This is a genomic window from Luteimonas sp. A277 (assembly GCF_054052045.1).
The window spans coordinates 41,671-60,967 of the sequence record NZ_JBSVRG010000003.1; the positions used below are offsets into that span (position 1 = coordinate 41,671).

The 19,297-nt window shown below is 67.5% G+C and carries 17 protein-coding genes; 15 read left to right on the forward strand and 2 right to left on the reverse strand.

Annotated features, from left to right (window positions below):
- Nucleotides 1-35 precede the first annotated feature (35 nt).
- A complete protein-coding gene (locus tag ACW7G2_RS03870; RefSeq protein ID WP_456972932.1) occupies nt 36-653 on the reverse strand; it encodes a trimeric intracellular cation channel family protein in 618 nt (205 codons plus the stop codon).
- Nucleotides 654-968: 315 nt separating this feature from the next.
- On the opposite strand from ACW7G2_RS03870, the gene lexA reads away from it, so the two are divergent.
- The 5 genes from lexA to ACW7G2_RS03895 all read left to right on the forward strand — a co-directional run bounded on the left by lexA (nt 969) and on the right by ACW7G2_RS03895 (nt 7,553).
- On the forward strand, nt 969-1,589 hold the full coding sequence (gene lexA, locus ACW7G2_RS03875; protein WP_456972933.1) for a transcriptional repressor LexA: 621 nt from the start codon (nt 969-971) through the stop codon (nt 1,587-1,589).
- Between the two features lies 1 nt (nt 1,590).
- Nucleotides 1,591-2,268 carry a translesion DNA synthesis-associated protein ImuA gene (gene imuA / locus ACW7G2_RS03880; RefSeq protein ID WP_456972934.1) on the forward strand — a complete coding sequence of 226 codons (678 nt, stop codon included), beginning with the start codon at nt 1,591-1,593 and terminating at the stop codon, nt 2,266-2,268.
- A gap of 3 nt (nt 2,269-2,271) precedes the next feature.
- Entirely contained in the window at nt 2,272-3,684 is a 1,413-nt protein-coding gene (locus tag ACW7G2_RS03885) for a Y-family DNA polymerase (RefSeq protein WP_456972936.1), read from the forward strand.
- Nucleotides 3,660-6,788: an error-prone DNA polymerase gene (locus ACW7G2_RS03890; RefSeq protein WP_456972938.1), complete on the forward strand. Its 3,129-nt coding sequence runs from the start codon at nt 3,660-3,662 to the stop codon at nt 6,786-6,788. The genes ACW7G2_RS03885 and ACW7G2_RS03890 overlap by 25 nt, the downstream gene beginning before the upstream one ends.
- A gap of 294 nt (nt 6,789-7,082) precedes the next feature.
- Nucleotides 7,083-7,553 carry a DUF421 domain-containing protein gene (locus ACW7G2_RS03895; protein ID WP_456973324.1) on the forward strand — a complete coding sequence of 157 codons (471 nt, stop codon included), beginning with the start codon at nt 7,083-7,085 and terminating at the stop codon, nt 7,551-7,553.
- Here the strand turns inward: ACW7G2_RS03895 and ACW7G2_RS03900 are convergent, their stop codons facing one another.
- Entirely contained in the window at nt 7,554-8,051 is a 498-nt protein-coding gene (locus ACW7G2_RS03900; protein ID WP_456972940.1) for a YciE/YciF ferroxidase family protein, read from the reverse strand.
- 148 nt (nt 8,052-8,199) lie between these two features.
- On the opposite strand from ACW7G2_RS03900, the gene ACW7G2_RS03905 reads away from it, so the two are divergent.
- The 10 genes from ACW7G2_RS03905 to ACW7G2_RS03950 all read left to right on the forward strand — a co-directional run bounded on the left by ACW7G2_RS03905 (nt 8,200) and on the right by ACW7G2_RS03950 (nt 19,165).
- Nucleotides 8,200-9,585, forward strand: coding sequence for an efflux RND transporter periplasmic adaptor subunit (locus ACW7G2_RS03905; RefSeq protein WP_456972942.1), 1,386 nt, complete (start codon nt 8,200-8,202; stop codon nt 9,583-9,585).
- Nucleotides 9,586-9,588: 3 nt separating this feature from the next.
- Nucleotides 9,589-10,788, forward strand: a complete 1,200-nt coding sequence (locus ACW7G2_RS03910; protein ID WP_456972944.1) for an ABC transporter permease — start codon at nt 9,589-9,591, stop codon at nt 10,786-10,788.
- Complete coding sequence (locus ACW7G2_RS03915) at nt 10,781-11,488, forward strand: ABC transporter ATP-binding protein (protein ID WP_456972946.1); 708 nt, start codon at nt 10,781-10,783, stop codon at nt 11,486-11,488. The genes ACW7G2_RS03910 and ACW7G2_RS03915 overlap by 8 nt, the downstream gene beginning before the upstream one ends.
- Before the next feature lie 95 nt (nt 11,489-11,583).
- Nucleotides 11,584-11,709, forward strand: a complete 126-nt coding sequence (locus ACW7G2_RS03920) for a hypothetical protein (protein WP_456972948.1) — start codon at nt 11,584-11,586, stop codon at nt 11,707-11,709.
- A 10-nt stretch (nt 11,710-11,719) separates the two neighbouring features.
- A complete protein-coding gene (locus ACW7G2_RS03925) occupies nt 11,720-12,562 on the forward strand; it encodes a c-type cytochrome (protein ID WP_456972950.1) in 843 nt (280 codons plus the stop codon).
- Between the two features lie 39 nt (nt 12,563-12,601).
- Complete coding sequence (locus tag ACW7G2_RS03930) at nt 12,602-13,969, forward strand: cbb3-type cytochrome c oxidase subunit I (RefSeq protein WP_456972952.1); 1,368 nt, start codon at nt 12,602-12,604, stop codon at nt 13,967-13,969.
- 15 nt (nt 13,970-13,984) lie between these two features.
- Entirely contained in the window at nt 13,985-14,773 is a 789-nt protein-coding gene (locus ACW7G2_RS03935; RefSeq protein WP_456972954.1) for an AAA family ATPase, read from the forward strand.
- Nucleotides 14,774-14,785: 12 nt separating this feature from the next.
- A complete protein-coding gene (locus ACW7G2_RS03940) occupies nt 14,786-16,810 on the forward strand; it encodes a nitric oxide reductase activation protein NorD (RefSeq protein ID WP_456972956.1) in 2,025 nt (674 codons plus the stop codon).
- A 134-nt stretch (nt 16,811-16,944) separates the two neighbouring features.
- On the forward strand, nt 16,945-18,546 hold the full coding sequence (locus ACW7G2_RS03945) for an N-6 DNA methylase (protein WP_456972958.1): 1,602 nt from the start codon (nt 16,945-16,947) through the stop codon (nt 18,544-18,546).
- Entirely contained in the window at nt 18,536-19,165 is a 630-nt protein-coding gene (locus ACW7G2_RS03950; RefSeq protein WP_456972960.1) for a Fic/DOC family protein, read from the forward strand. Before ACW7G2_RS03945 ends, ACW7G2_RS03950 begins: the two co-directional genes overlap by 11 nt.
- The last annotated feature ends 132 nt before the right edge of the window (nt 19,166-19,297 follow it).

Consider the following 19,297-nt stretch of genomic DNA (forward strand, 5'->3'; position numbering starts at 1 on the left):
GCGCGAAGCCGCGTGACTTCAGCGTGCCCCGTACTTCAGTCCCCGCGGCCCCTCGCGACCGGCAGCCGCCACCCCCGCCGCACTGCCAGCCAGCGCAGGGTGAAGCACAGCGTCGCGCCTGCGACCGCTACCGGTGCATGGGGCAGGTCGAGTTCGTGGCCAATGACCATCACCACCGAAGCCGCCAGCGCCGCCAGCGCGTACAGCTCGTAGCGCAGGACGGTAGGCACCTGCGCCACCAGCACATCGCGCACGATGCCGCCGCCGATGCCAGACAGGATCCCCATCATCACCGCGCCCACCGGCCCGATTCCCGCGTGCAGAGCCTTGTCCGAGCCAATCACCGCGAACAGGGCCAGGCCGATGGCGTCGGTGAGCTGCACCGGGTTGCGCATCCGTTCCACCTGTCCGTGGCGAAAGAAGGTGAGCAGGCCGGCGGCGAGGGAAATGGCCAGGTAGCGCCAGTCGGCCACGGCCACGGGGGTCACGCCCAGCACGATGTCGCGGGTCATGCCGCCGGCGGTAGCGGCGGCAAAGGAAAGCACCAGCACGCCGAACAGGTCCAGGCGGTGACGCACGGCCACCAGACCGCCGCTGATGGCGAAGGCAAAGGTGCCGATGAAATCGAGCAGGGTGACGAAGGCGAAGGTCATTGCGGGAGAGGCTGGAGCTGGGTAGAGGTGCCCATCCAGTAGACCCTGCCCGCGTTCAGGATGGAAGCACGTGGATTTGGGCTGCGGATGGACGTGGAGTGATCTTTGCCTGCCGAAGCCCGTAATCGTGAAGAAGTGCCCCGGGCTGGGGGTATTGCGGAGCAAGCGCGCCAGGGACGGCGCGCCCCCGTGTGGAAACAGGATGTTTCCTCCACGGGCGTAGCAATGCCCCCAGCCCGGGGCACGTCCCACGTCGTTTGCGAAGCCTCTTTGGGAAGTGGGGGAGGAGGACAAATTCCCGCAGTTAGAGTACAAATGTACCCCATGAGCCCAGCCCTGAGTCCCCGCCGCGCCGCCATCCTCTCGTTCATCCGTGACCGGGTGGCCAACCATGGCCAGCCGCCCACGCTGGCCGAGATTGCCGAGGCCGCCGGCCTGGCTTCGCGCGGGGCGGCGCGCAAGCACGTGCTGGCGCTGGCGGAGGCCGGGCTGGTGGATTTTGTGCCGGGGCAGGCGCGCGGAGTGAGACCGGCGGGGATGCGGGCGCGGGCCGACTTGCTGCGGGTGCCGGTGCTGGGCCGGGTGGCGGCGGGTGCGCCGATCGGGGCCGATGCGGGACTGGTGGACACGCTGAGCCTGGATGCGCGGCTGTTTTCCTCCGTGCCCGATTACCTGCTGCGGGTGCAGGGCGATTCGATGATCGACGACGGCATCCTCGATGGCGACCTGGTGGGGGTGAAGCGCAGCGCCGATGCCCGCGACGGGCAGACGGTGGTGGCGCGGCTGGACGGGGAACTGACCATCAAGCGGCTGTCGCGCTCGGCCGATGCGCTGCGGCTGCTGCCGCGCAATCCCGCCTATGCGCCGATCGTGGTCGAGCCGGGCCAGGACTTCGCCATTGAAGGCGTGTTCTGCGGTCTGGTGCGGCGGGGCTGAGATGGGCGCGGTGATCGCCATTGATGCGCTGGTCGAGCAGCGCCGGATCTGGAAGGGGCGGCCGCCCCCGCGCCCGGCCGAAGGCCAGCCCACTGGACATGGGGCACTGGATGCGGTGTTGCCCGCGGGCGGCTGGCCGGAGGGGGCGTTGAGCGAGATCCTGGTTCCGGTTGACGGGGTAGGCGAGCTGCAGTTGCTGTGGCCGGTGCTGGCGCGGCTGAGCCGGGCGGGAGAACGGATGGTGCTGGTGGCGCCGCCGTACGTGCCGTTTGCTCCGGCCTGGCAAGCGGCGGGCGTGGACCTGCGCCAGATGGAAGTGGTGGAGGCCGCCACGGAGCGCGATGCGCTGTGGGCCACCGAGCAGTGCCTGCGATCAGGCAGCTGCGGTGCGGTGTTGTGCTGGCCGCTGAAGGCCGATGACCGTGCGCTGCGCCGGCTGCAGGTGGCAGCCGAGGCCGGTCGCACCCTGGGCCTGGCGACCCGCCCGCTGGTGGCGGCGCGCAATCCTTCCCCGGCGGCGCTGCGGATCGCGATCGATGCGCGCCCGTCGCAGCTGCGGGTGCTCAAGTGCCGCGGCGGGCTGGCACCGCCGCAGCCCATTCCATTCGGTGCTGCTCCATCCGGTGCCGCGCCTGCCAACGCCGGGGCTGCGATCCGCTGGATCGGGCGCAAGGGCTGAGCCATGCGCTGGGCCTGCATCCTGTTGCCGCGGCTGGCGCTGGACGGCGTGCTGCGACGCTGTGCCAATCCGGAGGCGCCGTTGGCGCTGGTATCCGGCGCGCGCCAGCGGCGGGTGCTGCATGCGGTCAATCCCGCCGCACGGGCACTGGGCCTGCGCCGGGGCATGGCGCTGACCGCGGCGCAGGCGTTGGCCCACGGTCTGGCGACCCGTGATCACGATCCCGATGAAGAGGCGCGCTGGCACCGCTTCCTGGCCGCGTGGGCCTACCGCTTCAGCTCGCAGGTCAGTCCCCGCTGGCCGCATGCGCTGATGGTGGAGATCCAGGGCAGCCTGGGGCTGTTTGGCCCGTGGCGGCGGTTTGAGGCCAGGCTGCGGGAAGAGCTGACGCAGCTCGGTTTCGCCCATCGGATCGTGGCTGCACCAAACCCGGTCGCGGCACGGGCGCTGGCCAATGCCCACGATGGACTGGCAGTCGATGCCGGGGCGCCGTTGCGGCGCGTGCTGGGCCAGCTCCCCGTGGAGCGCGCCGGCTTTGCGCCCGAGGCGGCGGCCGCGTTTGCGCGCATGGGGCTGCGCAGCCTGCGTGAAGTGATGGCCCTGCCGCGCGATGCCATCGTCCGCAGGTTTCCGGCCCAGGTGCTGCAGCACCTGGATGAGCTGACGGGTGAGCGTGAGGTGGTACTGGACTGGTACCGGCCGCCGGACCGTTTCGACATGCGCATCGAGCTGGGTCACGAGACGGCATCCTCGCAGGCGCTGCTGTTTCCGCTGCGGCGGCTGACCTCGGACCTGGCCGCGTACCTGGCCGGGCGCGATGGCGGGGTGCAGCGCTTCAGCCTGCTGCTTGAGCACGACGGGCGCGCCGATACGAAGGTGCCGGTGGGCCTGCTGGCGCCCGAGCGTGAAGAGGCGATGCTGTTTGAACTCGCCCGCGGGCGGCTGGAGCAGGCGCGGGTGCCGGCCGCGGTGCGTGCGCTGGCGTTGGTGGCCGACGAGTTGCCCGCATTCGTGCCCGCGCACCGCGAACTGTTCGATGAGCGCCCACAGCAGGCGATGGCCTGGGAGCAGCTGCGCGAACGGCTGCGCGCGCGCCTGGGTGAGGACGCGGTGCATGGGCTGGGCGTGCACGCCGACCACCGGCCGGAAAAAGCCTGGCTTCCCGAATCCGGAAGCGCTGCCGCCCCCTCCCTGCAGGCCCCACGGCCGGGCTGGTTGCTGCCGCATCCGATCCCGCTGCGCGGCCCACCTCCGCGGGAGCTGGAAGGCGGCGAGCGCATCGAAACCGGCTGGTGGGATGGTGGTGACGTACGCCGCGACTACCGCATTGCACACTTGTCTACCGGGCAGAAGGCCTGGGTGTACCAGCCGGTGCGCGGCGAGGGCGGCTGGTGGCTGCACGGGTGGTTCGCATGAGCCTGGACTACGCCGAGCTGCATTGCCTGTCCAACTTCAGCTTCCAGCGCGGGGCCTCCAGCGCCGCGGAACTGTTCGAGCGGGCCAAGCGACATGGCTACCAGGCGCTGGCGATCACCGATGAGTGCACGCTGGCCGGGATCGTGCGCGCCTGGCAGGCGGCGAAGAAGGCCGGGCTGGCGCTGGTGGTGGGCAGCGAGATGCGCGTGGAAGACGGACCGAAATTGGTGCTGCTGGTCGAGGACCTGACCGGCTACCAGGCGCTGTGCCGGATCATCACTGCCGCCCGGCGGCGCGCGTCCAAGGGTGAATACCGGCTGTTGCGCGAGGACTTCGAGGCAGGCGTCGACGGGCTGCTTGCCCTGTGGATCCCGGAAGAAAGCTTCAACGCAAAGGAAGCGGAAGGCGCGGCCGTGCAGGATGAACACGCCGGCTGGTTGAAGCAGCTGTTCCCCGGGCGCTTGTGGATCGCGGTGGAACTGCACCGTGGACCGGACGATGCCGCCCGGCTGACAGTGTTGCAGACGCTGGGGGAAAGCCTCGGCATTCCGCTGGTGGCCGCGGGCGATGTGCACATGCACGCGCGCGGGCGGCGCGCGCTGCAGGACGTAATGACCGCGATCCGTCACCGCACCACCGTGGCCGAAGCCGGCTGGAGGCTGTTTCCCAATGGCGAGCGCCACCTGCGACCGCTGCCGGCGTTGAGGGAGCTGTATCCACCGGAGCTGCTGGAAGAAAGCGTGCGCATCGCCGGCCGCTGCCGCTTCAACCTGGGCGAGCTCCGCTACCGGTATCCGCATGAGCTGGTGCCGCAGGGCCATACCCCGGCTTCGTGGCTGCGTGCGCTGACCGGAGAAGGCGTGCGCTGGCGCTGGCCCGACGGCGTGCCGGACAAGGCGCGGGCGCTGGTGGAGAAGGAACTGGCGCTGATCACCGAGCTCGGCTACGAAAGTTACTTCCTCACCGTGCACGACATCGTTCGCTTTGCCCGCAGCCGCGACATCCTCTGCCAGGGGCGCGGTTCGGCTGCCAATTCGGTGGTCTGCTACGCGCTGGGCATCACCGCGATCGACCCGGACCGGATCGGCATGCTGTTCGAGCGCTTCATCTCGCGCGAACGCAACGAGCCGCCGGACATCGACGTCGATTTCGAGCACGAGCGGCGCGAGGAAGTCATCCAGTACGTGTTCGGGCGCTATGGCCGCCACCGCGCCGCGCTCACCGCGGTGGCCAGCAGCTACCGCGGCGCGGGGGCGGTGCGGGACGTGGCGCGGGTGCTGGGCATGCCGCCGGACCAGATCGATGCGCTGGCGGGCTGCATCGGCCACTGGAGCGATGCGCTGCCCGCGCCGGAGCGCCTGCGCGAACACGGCTTTGATCCGGACAGCCCGCTGCTGCACCGGATCCTGGTGCTGGCTGGCGAGCTGATCGGTTTCCCCCGCCACCTGTCCCAGCATCCGGGCGGTTTCGTGATCAGCGAACAGCCGTTGCATGAGCTGGTGCCGGTGGAAAACGCCAGCATGGAGGGGCGCACCGTGGTGCAGTGGGACAAGGACGACCTGGATGCGCTCGGCCTGCTCAAGGTCGACATCCTGGCGCTGGGCATGCTCACCGCGCTGCGCCGCTGCTTTGACCTGGTGAAAGAGCACCACGGCCGTCGCTGGGATCTGGCCAGCATCCCCGGCAGCGACGATGACACCTGGGAGATGATCGGCCGCGCCGACACCATCGGCACCTTCCAGATCGAATCGCGGGCGCAGATGGCGATGCTGCCGCGGCTGCGACCGAGGCGGTTCTACGACCTGGTGATCCAGGTGGCGATCGTGCGCCCGGGACCGATCCAGGGCGACATGGTCCACCCCTACCTGCGCCGGCGCAGCGGCGAGGAGCCGGTGACCTATCCCTCGCCGGAGCTGGAAAAGGTGTTCAAACGCACCCTCGGCGTGCCCCTGTTCCAGGAACAGGTGATGGAGTTGGCGGTGGTGGCCGCCGGCTACTCGCCCGGCCAGGCCGACGACCTGCGCCGCTCCATGGCCGCGTGGAAGCGCCACGGCGGGCTGGAGCATCATCGCGACAAGCTGACCGCGGGCATGCTGGAGCGCGGCTACTCAGCCGAGTTCGCCGCCCGCATCTTCGAACAGATCAAGGGCTTTGGCAGCTACGGCTTCCCCGAATCGCACGCCGCCAGCTTTGCCCTGCTTACCTGGGCTAGCTGCTGGCTCAAGCGGAAGTATCCGGTCGCCTTCGCCTGCGCCCTGGTCAACAGCCAGCCCATGGGCTTCTACAGCGCCGACCAGATCCTGCAGGACCTGCGCCGGCACGGCGGCCAAGTGCGGCCGGTGGATGTGCGCTGGAGCTGCTGGGACTCAACGCTGGAGCAGGATGGCAAGAAGGGGTTTGCCCTGCGCATGGGGCTGCGGATGGTGCGCGGATTCCGGCAAGAGGACGCGCACAGGATTGAACAGGTGCGCGTGTCCCGGTCATTCGACGGTGTGGAAGACCTGAGTGAACGGGCGGCTCTGGAAGCGCGTGCACGCGAGCTGCTCGCTGACGCCGGTGCCCTGCGCGGCCTGGCCGGCCACCGCCACCGCGCGCGCTGGGCGGTGGCCGGGGTGGAAGAGCGTCGCCCGCTGCTGGATGCGGCCACGCAGCCGCGCGAGCAACAGGTGGCGCTGCCGCTGCCCACAGCCGGCCAGGATCTGTTTGCCGATTACGCCACCGTCGGCACCACTCTGGGCCGGCATCCGATGGCGCTGTTGCGCGCCCGGCTGCGCGAGCGGCGGTGCCGCAGCTCGCGTGACCTGGCCGACATTCCCCATGGGCGCAACATCCGCGCGGCCGGCATTGTGGTGGGACGACAGCGCCCGCAAACCGCGAGCGGGGTCACCTTCGTCACCCTGGAAGACGAGCACGGCATGATCAACGTGGTGGTCTGGCGCCAGCTGGCCGAGCGCCAGCGCCGCCCGTTCCTGGAGGCGCAGCTGCTGATGGTGGAGGGGAAGCTGGAGGCCGAAAACGGCGTGCGGCACCTGGTGGCCCATCGCCTGCATGACCTCACGCCGCTGCTCGGCAAGCTCGATGTGCGCAGCCGCGATTTCCACTGATCCAATAGCACCCCATCCCTCGTAGGAGCGCGCCACGCGCGCTCCTGCCGATCGGTGGAAATATCACCGGGGTTTCACTGGGGATGGCGGAGCTTGGCTTTCACTCCCCAGGTGTTTTCCGATGGCTACAGAGAAAGGGCAGTCCCTCCCGCGCCCCAAATCAAAAAACGCCGCGCGCAGCAACAGCGGCCCCGCCGATGCCGCGGGTGCTGGAGGAGGAAGTGGTGCCGGAAGTCACCGAGTCGCCGACCGCTGCGGTGGCGCGGGCTGTTAGGAGGAAACATGGAAGACCTGCTGGAAAGCCTGTTCTCGATGAGCGTGCCCTGGTACGAATTTATCGTCCGGGCCGTTGCCGTCTATGTGGCGGTGCTGGTGTTGGTGCGTATCGTGGGCAAGCGCACGGTGGGCCAGTACACCCCGTTCGACCTGATCGTGGTGGTCCTGCTCGGCACCGCTGTGCAGAACTCGCTTATCAGCGACGACACGTCGCTCGTGGGCGGCCTGATTTTGGCGGCCACCCTGCTGGGCCTGAACTGGCTGGTGGGCTTCATCAGCGCGCGATGGAAGCTGTTCGACAGTGTGGTGGAGGGGCGGCCGGTGGTGCTCGCACGGTACGGCAAGGTCTTTGATGACGAGCTTCGCCGTCAATCACTGACGCTGAGTGATCTGGAGATCGCGATGCGTGACGCCGGCTGCCAGGACATATCGGAAGTGGATCTGGCAATGTTGGAGACATCGGGTGACATCAGCGTCGTGAAGTGCTGATCATGCGGCCTTGGCGGCGCGCTGATTGCCGCCACCTTCGGCCAACATGGTGAGCTTTTCGTCGGTCGCCTTTTCTTCATCCAGTGAGGCTTTCAGCAGGGGCAGGGCATCCTTGTAGCCGAGCTGCTTGGCCATCGCGCACAGGGTGCCGTAGGCGGCAATCTCGTAATGCTCGACCTTCTGCGCGCCGCCGATCAGCGCGGCGTCACGCACCGGGCCTTCTTCGATCTTCTCGATGGTGTCCTTGCTTTCTTCCACCAGGCCCTCCATCGCCTCGCACTTGATGCGCTTCAGCTTGAACCCCAGCGTCTGCGCCACTTCCTCGATGCGCTCGATCTGCACCAGGGTTTCCTCCAGGTGGGCCTCGAAAGCGGCTGCGAGCTGCTCGTTCTCGACCGCTTTTGCCAGCTTCGGAAGCGCCTTGGACATCTGCTTCTCGGCGCTGTAGGTGTCGGACAGGTCGTGGATGAAAAGTTCTTCCATTGTCTTGATGGGCATGGTGGGGCTCCGGGGGTTGGGGGTGGTTGATCATTGGGCCGGACGCGTGGAGCCGGCGCGAAAAGATGCTGAACGCGAGCCGTGGGCACGAAAATGCCCATGAAGCATTCATCCTTTCGATTCGCGGCTGCTCCACGCATCACAAAAAATGGAGTCGATCGGCAAGCTCACCCTGGGCCTGTCGCGGAGCAATGAGGGTCCTCCCGACGATGCGCGGGTGGCCGGGTTGGCCGCGTCGTTGGCGCGGAGCTGCGGTTCCAGCCAATATGCCGCTTCTCCAAGTGGCCATGGGAAGCTGATGCGCGCGCCGAAAAAGTGGACCATTGCAGTGGTCGCAGTGCTGGCGCTGGTGCTGGTTGCCTGGGGCATTGTGGCGTTGCGCGGCCCGATGCTGCCCGGCTACGAAGTGCAGGCGGGACCGATGGTCCAGAACGTGGTGGCCACCGGCCGGGTGGCCTCGCCCTCGCGCGTCGAGGTAGGCGCCGAGATCGCCGGGCTGGTGCTTGAGCGCAGGGTGATGGACGGCGACCGCGTGGCGCCGGGTGATGTGCTGGTGACCCTGCGCGCCCGTGATCTTGAAGCGCGCCGCGATGAGGCGCGCGCCGCACTGGCTGCGCTCCGCGAGGCGGACCGGCCCGACGCCAAAGCGCGTCTGCGCCAGGCCAGCGCCGACTTGGCCCAGGCGGAACGCGCCCATGCGCGTCGCCGCGAGCTGGCCGAACGACAGCTGGTAGCCCGCGAGAGCGTGGAGGAGGCAGCGCAGGTGGAAGTGGCCGCCCGCGCTGCCGCCGAACAGGCGCGCCTTGCCCTTCAATCACTGGCCGGAGGGGCCCGCGAAGCACAGCTGCGCGAACGCCTGCAGGCGGCCGAAGCCGAGCTTTCGCGTGCGGAAATCCGCGCCACTGCCCCTGGCGTCGTGCTGACCCGGCTGGTGGAGCCGGGCGACACCGTGGTGCCGGGCGACGTGCTGCTGGAGATCGCCGTCGATGCACCGGGTGAAATCCTGCTGCCGCTGGACGAGAAAAACCTGTCGATGCTGGCCGTGGGCCAGCCCGCCATCTGTATTGCCGACGCGTTTCCGGGCCGCCCGTTCCGGGCCACCGTGCATCACATCGCGCCGGGTATCGATCCCGCACGCGGCACGGTGGATGTACGTCTGCGGCTGGATCCGGCGGCCGACTTCGTACGCCAGGACATGACGGTCACCGCCACCATCCTCACCGGCAGTCGCGACCAGGCGCTGGCAGTGCCAAACGACGCGCTGATCGGCGCCGACCCCGGCTCCGACCGTGCATCGGTGCTGGTGCTGCGCGGTGGTCGCCTGCAGCGCACGCAAGTGCAGCTGGGCCTGCGCGGGCTGGCGATGAGCGAGGTGGTGGAAGGTCTGCAGGAAGGCGATCGCGTAGTGGCCGCCAGCGCCATCGACCAGACGGCGCTGCCGGAGGATGGCAGCCGCGCCCGTATCAGCATCGAACCCCTGCCGGAGCCGGGCAGCAGCGCCACCCGCGGTGAACTGCCCGTCCGGTTCGACTGAGCCATGTGGATCGAGACCACCATCGCCATGCGTTTCCTGCGCCAGGGCCGGGCGCAGACGCTGCTGATCCTGTTGGGCATCGCGGTTGGCGTGGCGGTGATCGTGTTTGTCACCGCGCTGATCGCGGGGCTGCAGGACAACATCATCGAGCGCACCCTGGGCACCCAGTCGCACATACGGGTGGAAGCACCACGGGAAGTGAACCGGGTTGCCCCGGCCGCGGCTGGAACGCTGCAGCTGGTGCTGGAGGATCCGCGCCCACAGGCGCTGCGTCCCATCGACAACTGGCTGCAGGTCGTTGATGTACTGGATCGCCTGCCGGGCGTGACTGCGGTGTCCCCGGTGGTGTCCGGGCCCGCGTTCGGCCGCCGCGGTGAGGCACTGGAATCCGTGGCCCTGGTCGGCGTTGACCTGGACCGCTACCTGCAGGTGATCCCGCTGCATGAAAGCATGGTGGAAGGGCGGCTTGAGGTCGGTTCTGGCAATGCCGTGATCGGCAAGAAACTGGCCGAGGATCTTGGCCTGCGCCTGGGCGGAAAACTGCGCCTCCAGGCAGGTGACGGTGGCGATGTAGTGGTCAATGTGGCCGGCATTTTCGAGCTGGGCGTGCGGGAACTGGATGCGCGCTACGTGTACGTGGACCTGAAGCAGGCGCAGTCGCTGCTGGGCCTGCCTGGCGGCGTGACCGTGATCGACATGACCGTCCAGGACCTCTTCGCCGCCGACAGCATGGCTGGCCGGGTGGACGGGCTCACCGGACTGCAGGCCGAGAGCTGGATGGAAACCAACGCCCAGCTGATGAACGCGCTTCGCTCGCAAAGCATGTCGACGAACATGATCAGCTTCTTTGTAGCGATCTCGGTGGGGCTGGGCATCGCCAGCGTGCTGGCGGTAAGCGTGGCCCAGCGAACGCGCGAGATCGGCATCCTGCGCGCCATGGGCACCCGGCGGGCGCAGATGCTGCGCGTGTTCCTGGTGCAGGGTGCGGTGCTGGGCATGGCGGGTTCGGCCATCGGTGCGCTGTCCGGATTCGGCCTCGTCTGGGCTTTCAACAACCTCGGCCCGGGGCTGTTCGATGTGCCCCTGCCGCCGATGCTGGTGCCTGCGGCGATGGCGCTGGCCACCGTCGCAGGCGTAGCGGCCGCGATGGTGCCTGCGTCGCGCGCATCGCGACTTGATCCGGTGGAGGCGATCCGTGGCTGAAGCCGCCGAAGTGCTGCGCCTGGAGGGGCTGCGCAAGTCCTACAACATCGGCCGGCCCAACGAGGTCGAGGTGCTGCATGGCATCGACATGCGCCTGGACAGCGCCGACTTCGCCGCGCTGGTCGGTCCCTCGGGATCGGGCAAAAGCACGTTGCTCAACCTGATCGGCCTGCTCGACTCCCCGACCGATGGCGAACTTTATCTGCAGGGCCAGCCCACCCGCCAGATGGATGACGAGGCGCGCACCGCCCTGCGTGGGCGGCATATCGGCTTCGTGTTCCAGTTCCATCATCTGATCAGTGCATTCACCGCGCTGGAAAACGTGCTGATGCCGTGGATGGTGGCCAACGGCCGTCCCGATCGAGAGGTGACCGACATCGCCCGCGGACTGCTGGCCGACGTAGGCTTGGAGAAATATCTCGACCGCAAGCCGGACCAGCTGTCCGGCGGCCAGCAGCAGCGCGTGGCCATTGCCCGCGCCCTGGTCACCAGGCCGTCGCTGCTGCTGGCCGATGAGCCCACCGGCAACCTGGATACGAAGACTGCTGCGGAAGTGTTCGAGCTGCTGCGCCGGTTCAACGAGCAGTTCGGCTGCGCGGTGCTGGTGGTCACCCACGACCCGCGCCTTTCCGAAACCTGCGACCGCACGCTCACCCTGGTCGACGGAAACATCGTCGCCGACGAAATCCACGCCCAGTAGGATCGCGCCACGCGCGCGGAAAACGTTGCATCGCACAATGCACATTTTGTCAACCAGTGCCACAGTGTGTCCCGCACGGGTCGGGGAGCAGTCGAATGAACGCGACAAGCCTGGAGTCAATCCTTCGCTGGGTCGGGAAGGTTGTACTGCTGCTGATGGTGGTGGCTGTGGTGTACGCCGGCTATACGGCAATTTCCTACTGGCCCGAGATCCGCGTCTGAGGAAGGACCCATGAACAAGCGGCAGTCCCGAATCTTCGCCATCGTGGGAACGGCCCTGGCCGCTCTTGCCTTCGTTGGCCTGACCATTCACAGCCACATGCGCTTTGGCGAGCTCACCAATGCGCAGGACATCACGCCGGAGGTCACCCACGGCAAGGATGTCTGGCACAAGTACAACTGCATCAACTGTCACACCCTGTTTGGTGAAGGCGCCTACTACGCCCCGGACCTGACCAAGATCGCGCAGCACCGCGGCGAGGCCTACCTCAAGGCCTACATGCGTGATCCGTCCCAGTTCTATGACGAGCAGCGCCATCGGCGCCTGATGCCGACGCAGGACCTCAGCGAGGTCGAGATCGCGAACCTGGTCAAGTTCCTGGACTGGGTGTCGAAGGTCGACAACCAGGGCTGGCCACCGCGTCCGATCCTGGTGTCCGGAGGCTCGGTCGTCGTGGCCGCGCAGGGCACGGCCGAGGGCGCGGCCGAGGCGCAGGAAGTCAGGCCCGTGCGCGCGGACAGCGACCCGCGCGCGATCGGCGAAAACCTGTTCGGCACCGCGGTGCCGGTCTGCACGGCCTGCCATTCGCTGCAGCCGGGCGTCCAGCTCGCCGGTCCGTCGATGGCCGGCATGGCGGAGCGCGCGGCGCAGACGCTGGCATCGCCGGACTACAGCGGCAGCGCGACCGACGTCGAGGGCTACATTCGCGAATCGATCGTGGCGCCCAGCGCGCACCTGGTGCCCGGCGCGATGTTCTCGGCGGAAGGCACGTCCTTCATGCCCAACACCTATCCGGACACCCTGACCGAAGAACAGATCGAGCAGCTCGTGGCCTTCCTTGGATCGATGAAATAAGACTGGCGGGCGTCCTGCGCCGGCACCGGGAGATCTTCCATGCGTTACAAGTCCCAATCGGTGGCTTACTGGTACTTCGCCGTGGCCATGGTGCTGTTCGGGCTGCAGATCGTGTTCGGCCTGCTGTCTGCAACCAAGTACCTGGGGCCGGACCCGCTGCTCTACATCCTCCCGTTCGACGTCACCAAGACCATCCACACCAACCTGCTGATCGTCTGGGTGCTCACCGGTTTCATGGGCGCCACCTACTGGCTGGTGCCCGATGAATCGCGCACCGAGCTGTACAGCGTGAAGCTTGCCTACTGGCAGCTCGCCCTGTGGACGCTGATGGGCGTGACCGCGGTCATCGGCTACCTGTTCCGCTACGGCACCGGCAACAAGCTGCTGGAGCAGCCGCTGCCGCACAAGATCGTGATCGTCATCTGCATGGTGATGTTCCTCTACAACATCGGCATGACGATCAAGAAGGCGCGGCGGCTGACCACGACGGAAGGGGTGCTGCTGCTGGGCCTGGGGCTTTCGGCGGTGCTCTACATCCCGGCGCTGCTGTACTACGAGAACTACACCGTCTCGATCTTCTACCGCTGGTGGACCATCCACCTGTGGGTGGAGGGCGTGTGGATGATGATCATGGCCGGCTTCCTTGCCTACCTGCTCATCCGCCTGTCCGGCATCGACCGCGAGGTGATGGAGAAGTGGCTGTACGTGATCGTGGGCCTGGTGTTCATCGCCGGCATCCTCGGCACCGCGCACCACTACTACTGGGTGGGCGTACCGCAGATCTGGCTGCCGGTCGGCGGCTTCTTCAGCGCGCTGGAGCCGCTGGCCTTGGCGGCCATGGCGATCTACGCCTACGCGGCGATGCGGCGCGGCGGGGTAAAGCATCCCAACACGCTGGCCCTGCACTGGACCATCGGCAGCGCCATCTTCGCGCTGTTCGGCGCCGGGCTGCTCGGCCTGGCTCATACCTGGCCTTCGGTAAACAAGTGGACCCATGGCACGCTGATCACCGCGATGCACGCGCACTCGGCGTTCTACGGTGCCTACGCGATGATCATCATGGCGATGATCACCTACGCGCTGCCGGGCCTGACCAACCGGCCGCAGGACAGGTATTCGCCGCTGGGCTACTGGGCGTTCTGGCTGCAGGTGGCGGGCATGTTCGGGATGACGCTGTCGTTCGGGACTGCGGGCATCGCCCAGGTGTACCTGGAGCGGATCATGGGCATGGGTTACCTCGATGCCCAGCTCAAGATCCAGGTGCACTTCCTGATGCTGATCCTGACCGCGACGGTGTTCGCCACAGGCGTTGGCATGTTCATCTTCGACTTCTTCAGGTACCGGCCGCATTTCGTGGTGATCGACGATGCTGTCGAAGACCGGCCTGTTGTGCTGGGGGATGGCTGATCGGTGGATGAGCGCATGAGGCCGGAGACGGCCGAACCGTACTACCTGCCCACCGGCAACGAGGTCGAGATCGTGCAGCAGTGCCACGCCGGTGGCCTGGCGGTGATGCTCAAGGGCCCCACGGGCTGCGGCAAGACCCGGTTGGTGGAGCACATGGCGTGGCGGCTTGGGCGGCCGCTGATCACCGTTGCGTGCCATGACGACCTGACCGCCAGCGACCTGATCGGGCGGTTCCTGATCCGCCACGACGAGACGGTTTGGCAGGACGGACCGCTGACCCGAGCCGTGCGCGAAGGCGCGATCTGCTATCTGGATGAAGTGGTCGAAGCGCGCCAGGACACCATCGTGGTGCTGCATCCGCTGACGGACTACCGGCGCATCCTGCCGATCGACCGCACCGGCGAGACCCTGGAGGCCGCGCCGGGCTTCCAGCTGATCATTTCCTACAACCCCGGCTACCAGCGCATGCTCAAGGACCTCAAGCCGAGCACGCGCCAGCGCTTCGTCGCCATCGACCTCGATTTTCCAGAGGCACCGACCGAAGCGGCGATCGTTGCTGCCGAAAGCGGCGTGGACAGTGGCACAGCGGTAGCCCTGGTGGAACTTGCCGGCCGCTTACGCTCACTGCGCGACCGCGGTCTGGCCGAAGTGCCGAGCACGCGCCTGCTGATCGCCGCCGGTCGCCTGGTGGCCAGCGGCATCGGGGTTCGCGAAGCATGCAACGCAGCGGTGGTCTCGCCGCTGAGCGACGACCCGACCCTGCTTGGCGCGATGCGCGAACTGGTCGACGCGATGTTCCCGTAGGCGGATGCCGACGTGTCTGAACCCGAAGACTTCGTTGTTGATGTGGCGCGCAGCGCGACGGTCTTCATCCGCGACACCTGGCGTCGTCATTACCCGCACGATCCCGACCAACCCATAGCGCTCGCTTCGCTGGCCCGGCGCCTGGACCTGCTGCTCTCGGCCGCCTGCGGGTCCAGCCTGCCGATGCGGGTGGCGCTGCCGCCGGCACGCCCAACCATGCTGCACCGGCTGTTCCATCCCGCCGCCTATCCGCGCCACCGGCAAACGATCCCGGCTGCCAGCGCCGACACGATCTGGTTGCCGGCGCACCTGGATACGTGCGATGCGGTCGCGGCGTCCGAGCTGTACCGCGCCATGGCATTGCAGCAGGCCTTCAGGACGCTGCGCGGAAGCGCGCAGGCGATCCTTGCCCAGCCCCGGCCGCTGCTCCGCGACACTGCGCTGGTGCTGGAGGCGCAGGCCGTGGAAGCAGAGGTGGTGCACCGGTTCCCGGGCCTGTTGACCCCGCTGCGGCGGCTGCGGCGGCTGGCCCTGGCGGCGCGGCCGGCGCTGGATGAACTGGCGCCCGCAAGACAGCCGCTGGAGCGGTTGGTGCGCGGCATCCTGGAGGCCGAGCTGCAGCCGGCCCGTGATCTCCCCGGCCCGGTTGAAGCGTCGATCGCCCGGGCCAGGGAGCTGCTGCAGGAGTGGGCCATTGACCTGGCCCAATGCCGCCGGCTCGGACCGATGCCGCTGTATCGCGACTGGTGGACCGGTGAACTGCGTGAGGCCAGCGCGGGCAAGGCGAGCGTCGTGGACGGCAAGCCGTTCGATCATGGGCAGGCGCCGGAGGACGTGCGCAGCGCCCGGATGGAGCGGCGGCCCGAGCAGCGGGAAGCAACGCAAGACGAGGACAAGCCGGGCGATCCCGGCGCGTGGATGATCCAGCAGGACGCGCCGCATGAGATCGCCGAGGATCCGTTCGGCCTGCAGCGTCCGGTTGACCGCGACGATGAAACCAGCCCCGACGAGTACGGCGACATGCTCTCCGAGCTGGCATCCACCCGGATGGTCGCCGCGCCCGACCCGCCGCGTGAAGTGCTCCTGTCGGACGATCCGCCCGACAGCCGCTCGGTGTTCGAGTTCAAGGACCGGGACGAAGCGGGCACCCGATTTCGCTATCCGGAGTGGAACCACGCGGACGCGTCCTACATCGAAGACGCCACTACGGTGCGGATGCTCTCGCCGGCAGACGGCGATCCGGGCTGGGTCGACGCCACCCTGGCCCGTCACAGCTCCCACCTGGACGGGATCCGCCGCCAGTTCGAAGCCCTGCGACCCGAACGAGTCCGTCTACGGCGCCAAGCCGAGGGCGAGGACATCGACATCGACGCCTGCGTGGAGGGCCGCGCCGACCTGCGCGCCGGCGGATTCCTGCGCGAGGGCCTGTACGAGGCGCGACGCCCCGGCCGGCGAAGTATCGCCGTCTCGCTGCTGGTCGACGCCAGCGGCTCCACCGACGGCTTCATCGGCGACGGCCGCCGGGTGATCGACGTCGAGCGCGAGGCGCTGTTGCTGGTCTGCGTCGCCCTGCAGGGGCTGGGCGAGCCGTTCTCGGTCAACGCCTTCTCCGGCGAAGGCCCGCACGGCGTGTCAATGCGCATGCTGAAAGGATTCGACGAGCCCTACGGGCACGAAGTCGCGCTGCGGATCGCCGGCCTGGAGCCGGAACACTACACCCGCGCCGGCGCCGCCATCCGCCACGCCAGCGCGATGCTGATGCACCAGCCCGCCGAGCACCGGCTGCTGCTGATGCTGTCCGACGGCAAGCCCAACGACGCGGACCGCTATGACGGCCGGTTCGGCGTCGAAGACATGCGCCAATCGGTCACCGAAGCGCGCCTGCAGGGCATCTTCCCGTTCTGCCTGACCGTGGACCTGCAGGCCCCCCGCTACCTGCCCAAGGTATTCGGGCCCGACAACTACGCGGTGCTGTCGGCCCCGGAGAGGCTGCCACTGGTGCTGCTGGACTGGACGCGGCGGCTGCTGGCGCGGTGAGGGTTAACATGGCCATGATTGATAACTCGGCCGTGGTATTTGTCCTTTCATGACCGGTTCCCAGTCCCGCCGGGCAGACCAGCGCGGCATGAGAAGGCAATCTGCGAGGATTGCAGCCATCGACAGGGGATGAAATGACCAACGACGAATTCAAGCGCACCCTCTGGGAAGCGGCCGACAAACTGCGCGGCTCCGTCTCGGCGGCGACCTACAAGTACCCGGTCCTCGGCCTGGTGTTCCTGAAGTACGTCTCGGACATGTTCGATGCCCAGGGACGGGTGATCGAGAAGCGGCTGGCTGATCCCAAGGCCGAGTACTACATCCCCGACGCGGACAGCCGCACGGAGATCGCCGCACAGTTCACCCAGGACAAGACCTTCTACGACGCCGACAACGTCTTCTGGGTGCCGCCGAAGGCGCACTTCAGCACGCTGCTGGGTCAGGCGGCCGCACCGGACCTGGCTCAGCGCCTGGACAAGGCGCTCGGGGAGATCGAAGCCGAGAATCCTAGCCTGAAAGGCGTGCTTTACCGCGAGTTCTCCCGTCTGGAGCTTGAGCCCGGCAAGCTGGGCGAGCTGATGCAGCTCCTGGCCAAGCTCAGCTTCGATCCCGAGCGCCACGGCAGCCGCGACGTATTCGGCGAGGTGTACGAATACTTCCTCGGCCAGTTCGCGCTCAAGGAAGGCGCGCGGGCCGGCGAGTTCTACACGCCCAAGAGCGTAGTCAACCTGCTGGTAGAGATCCTGGCCCCGTTCAAGGGCAAGATCTACGACCCGGCCTGCGGCTCGGCCGGCATGTTCGTGCAGTCGGCGAAGTTCAAGGACGCCCACGCCGCGAAGCTGAAGAAGAAGGGCGACCTGGCCATCCACGGCCAAGAGCTGATGGCCGCCACCCGCCGCCTGGCGCTGATGAACCTGGCCGTGCATGGCCTGCACGGCGACCTGGGCGCCACCTACGGCGACACCTTCCACAACGACCAGCACAAGACCCTGCGCGCCGACTACGTGCTGGCCAACCCGCCGTTCAACATCTCCGACTGGGGCGGCGACAAGCTCGGCGACGACCCGCGCTGGGTGTACGGCATCCCGCCGAAGGGCAACGCCAACTTCGCCTGGCTGCAGCACATGCTCGCGCGCCTGTCATCGCGCGGCCGCGCCGGCATCGTGCTGGCCAACGGCTCCATGAGCTCGCAGCAGAGCGGCGAGGGCGAGATCCGCCGCGGCATGGTGCAGGACGACGTGGTGGAGTGCATGGTGGCCCTGCCGGGGCAGCTGTTTTCCAACACGCAGATCCCGGCCTGCTTGTGGTTTCTGAGTCGTGACAAGGGCGCAGGGCAGGGCGGCAGTGTCGACCGCAAGGGTCAGATCCTTTTCATCGACGCCCGCAAGACGGCGAGTGGACGTATCAGCCGCACGCAGATCGAGTTCACCGACGACGATCTGCAGCGCATCGCGCAGGCGTATCACCGCTGGCGTGGTACGGAGTTCAGTGATGGCGGAGAGTACGCTGACGAGCCGGGGTTCTGCTACAGCGCCTCACTGGAGGACGTGGAGAAGCACGGGTTTGTGCTCACGCCCGGGCGCTACGTAGGCGCGCAGGTCGAAGAGGACGACGATGAAGCCTTCAATGACAAGATGGAGCGGCTGACTGCGGAGCTGGCCGAGCAGATGACCAAGGGAGCCGAGTTGGATGCGGTGATCCGGAAGAAACTGGAGACACTTGGATATGGCGTCTGATCGCTACCAGGCCAGTGGCCCGGAAGGTGAGTGGCAGCCCGGCTCCGATGGACAGGTGTTGCGCAATCGCCAGGGCATCACGGACCCAGCGGAGATCGATGAAGTCGAGCTGGAGCTGTTGCTACAGCTTTACGATCATGTCCTGCAGCAGGGCTTTCCCGATCACCGGCTCAGCGTGGCCGACATCAGCGAGTGGCACCGTCTCTGGTTGGGGAACCTGTATGACTGGGCCGGGCGGGAACGCTCGGTGAACATCGGCAAAGACGGGTTCCACTTTGCCGCGAGTTCACGTATTCCGTCGCTGCTCAATGAGTTCGAGCAGAAGTTTCTGCACCGCTACACGCCCTGTCACGATCTGGATGGGAGTGAGCTTGAAGAGGCAATTGCGGCATGCCACGTGGAGTTCATACTGATTCACCCGTTCCGAGAGGGTAACGGGCGCATCGCGCGGCTCCTGGCGGACGTGATGGCTGTGCAGGCAGGGCGCGAGCTATTGGATTACAGCGCCTGGGATGCGGATAAGTCGGTGTACTTTGCCGCCATCCAGCGTGGCATGGAGATGGACTATTCGCCGATGCGGGCGTTGGTCAGTTGCGCGCTGGCTGCCGGCAACGAGTGAGCGCGAGGGAAAGATGAGGCTTGTGATTCCCACCGCTACGCAGAGTCGCCTCCAGGTCAGCGATCTTCTGTCCGGTCTCGATCGCCGTGGAGCTGGCTACGGCGCGCACGATGGCGTCGCGGCTGGGGAGCT

What these genes read in the sequence shown, in the direction of transcription:
- ACW7G2_RS03870 (WP_456972932.1), bottom strand. Translation starts at nt 653, where the DNA reads ATGACCTTCGCCTTCGTCACCCTGCTCGATTTCATCGGCACCTTTGCC.
- lexA (WP_456972933.1), top strand. Translation starts at nt 969, where the DNA reads ATGTACCCCATGAGCCCAGCCCTGAGTCCCCGCCGCGCCGCCATCCTC.
- imuA (WP_456972934.1), top strand. Translation starts at nt 1,591, where the DNA reads ATGGGCGCGGTGATCGCCATTGATGCGCTGGTCGAGCAGCGCCGGATC.
- ACW7G2_RS03885 (WP_456972936.1), top strand. Translation starts at nt 2,272, where the DNA reads ATGCGCTGGGCCTGCATCCTGTTGCCGCGGCTGGCGCTGGACGGCGTG.
- ACW7G2_RS03900 (WP_456972940.1), bottom strand. Translation starts at nt 8,051, where the DNA reads ATGCCCATCAAGACAATGGAAGAACTTTTCATCCACGACCTGTCCGAC.
- ACW7G2_RS03905 (WP_456972942.1), top strand. Translation starts at nt 8,200, where the DNA reads ATGGAGTCGATCGGCAAGCTCACCCTGGGCCTGTCGCGGAGCAATGAG.
- ACW7G2_RS03910 (WP_456972944.1), top strand. Translation starts at nt 9,589, where the DNA reads ATGTGGATCGAGACCACCATCGCCATGCGTTTCCTGCGCCAGGGCCGG.
- ACW7G2_RS03920 (WP_456972948.1), top strand. Translation starts at nt 11,584, where the DNA reads ATGAACGCGACAAGCCTGGAGTCAATCCTTCGCTGGGTCGGGAAGGTT.
- ACW7G2_RS03925 (WP_456972950.1), top strand. Translation starts at nt 11,720, where the DNA reads ATGAACAAGCGGCAGTCCCGAATCTTCGCCATCGTGGGAACGGCCCTG.
- ACW7G2_RS03930 (WP_456972952.1), top strand. Translation starts at nt 12,602, where the DNA reads ATGCGTTACAAGTCCCAATCGGTGGCTTACTGGTACTTCGCCGTGGCC.
- ACW7G2_RS03935 (WP_456972954.1), top strand. Translation starts at nt 13,985, where the DNA reads ATGAGGCCGGAGACGGCCGAACCGTACTACCTGCCCACCGGCAACGAG.
- ACW7G2_RS03945 (WP_456972958.1), top strand. Translation starts at nt 16,945, where the DNA reads ATGACCAACGACGAATTCAAGCGCACCCTCTGGGAAGCGGCCGACAAA.
- ACW7G2_RS03950 (WP_456972960.1), top strand. Translation starts at nt 18,536, where the DNA reads ATGGCGTCTGATCGCTACCAGGCCAGTGGCCCGGAAGGTGAGTGGCAG.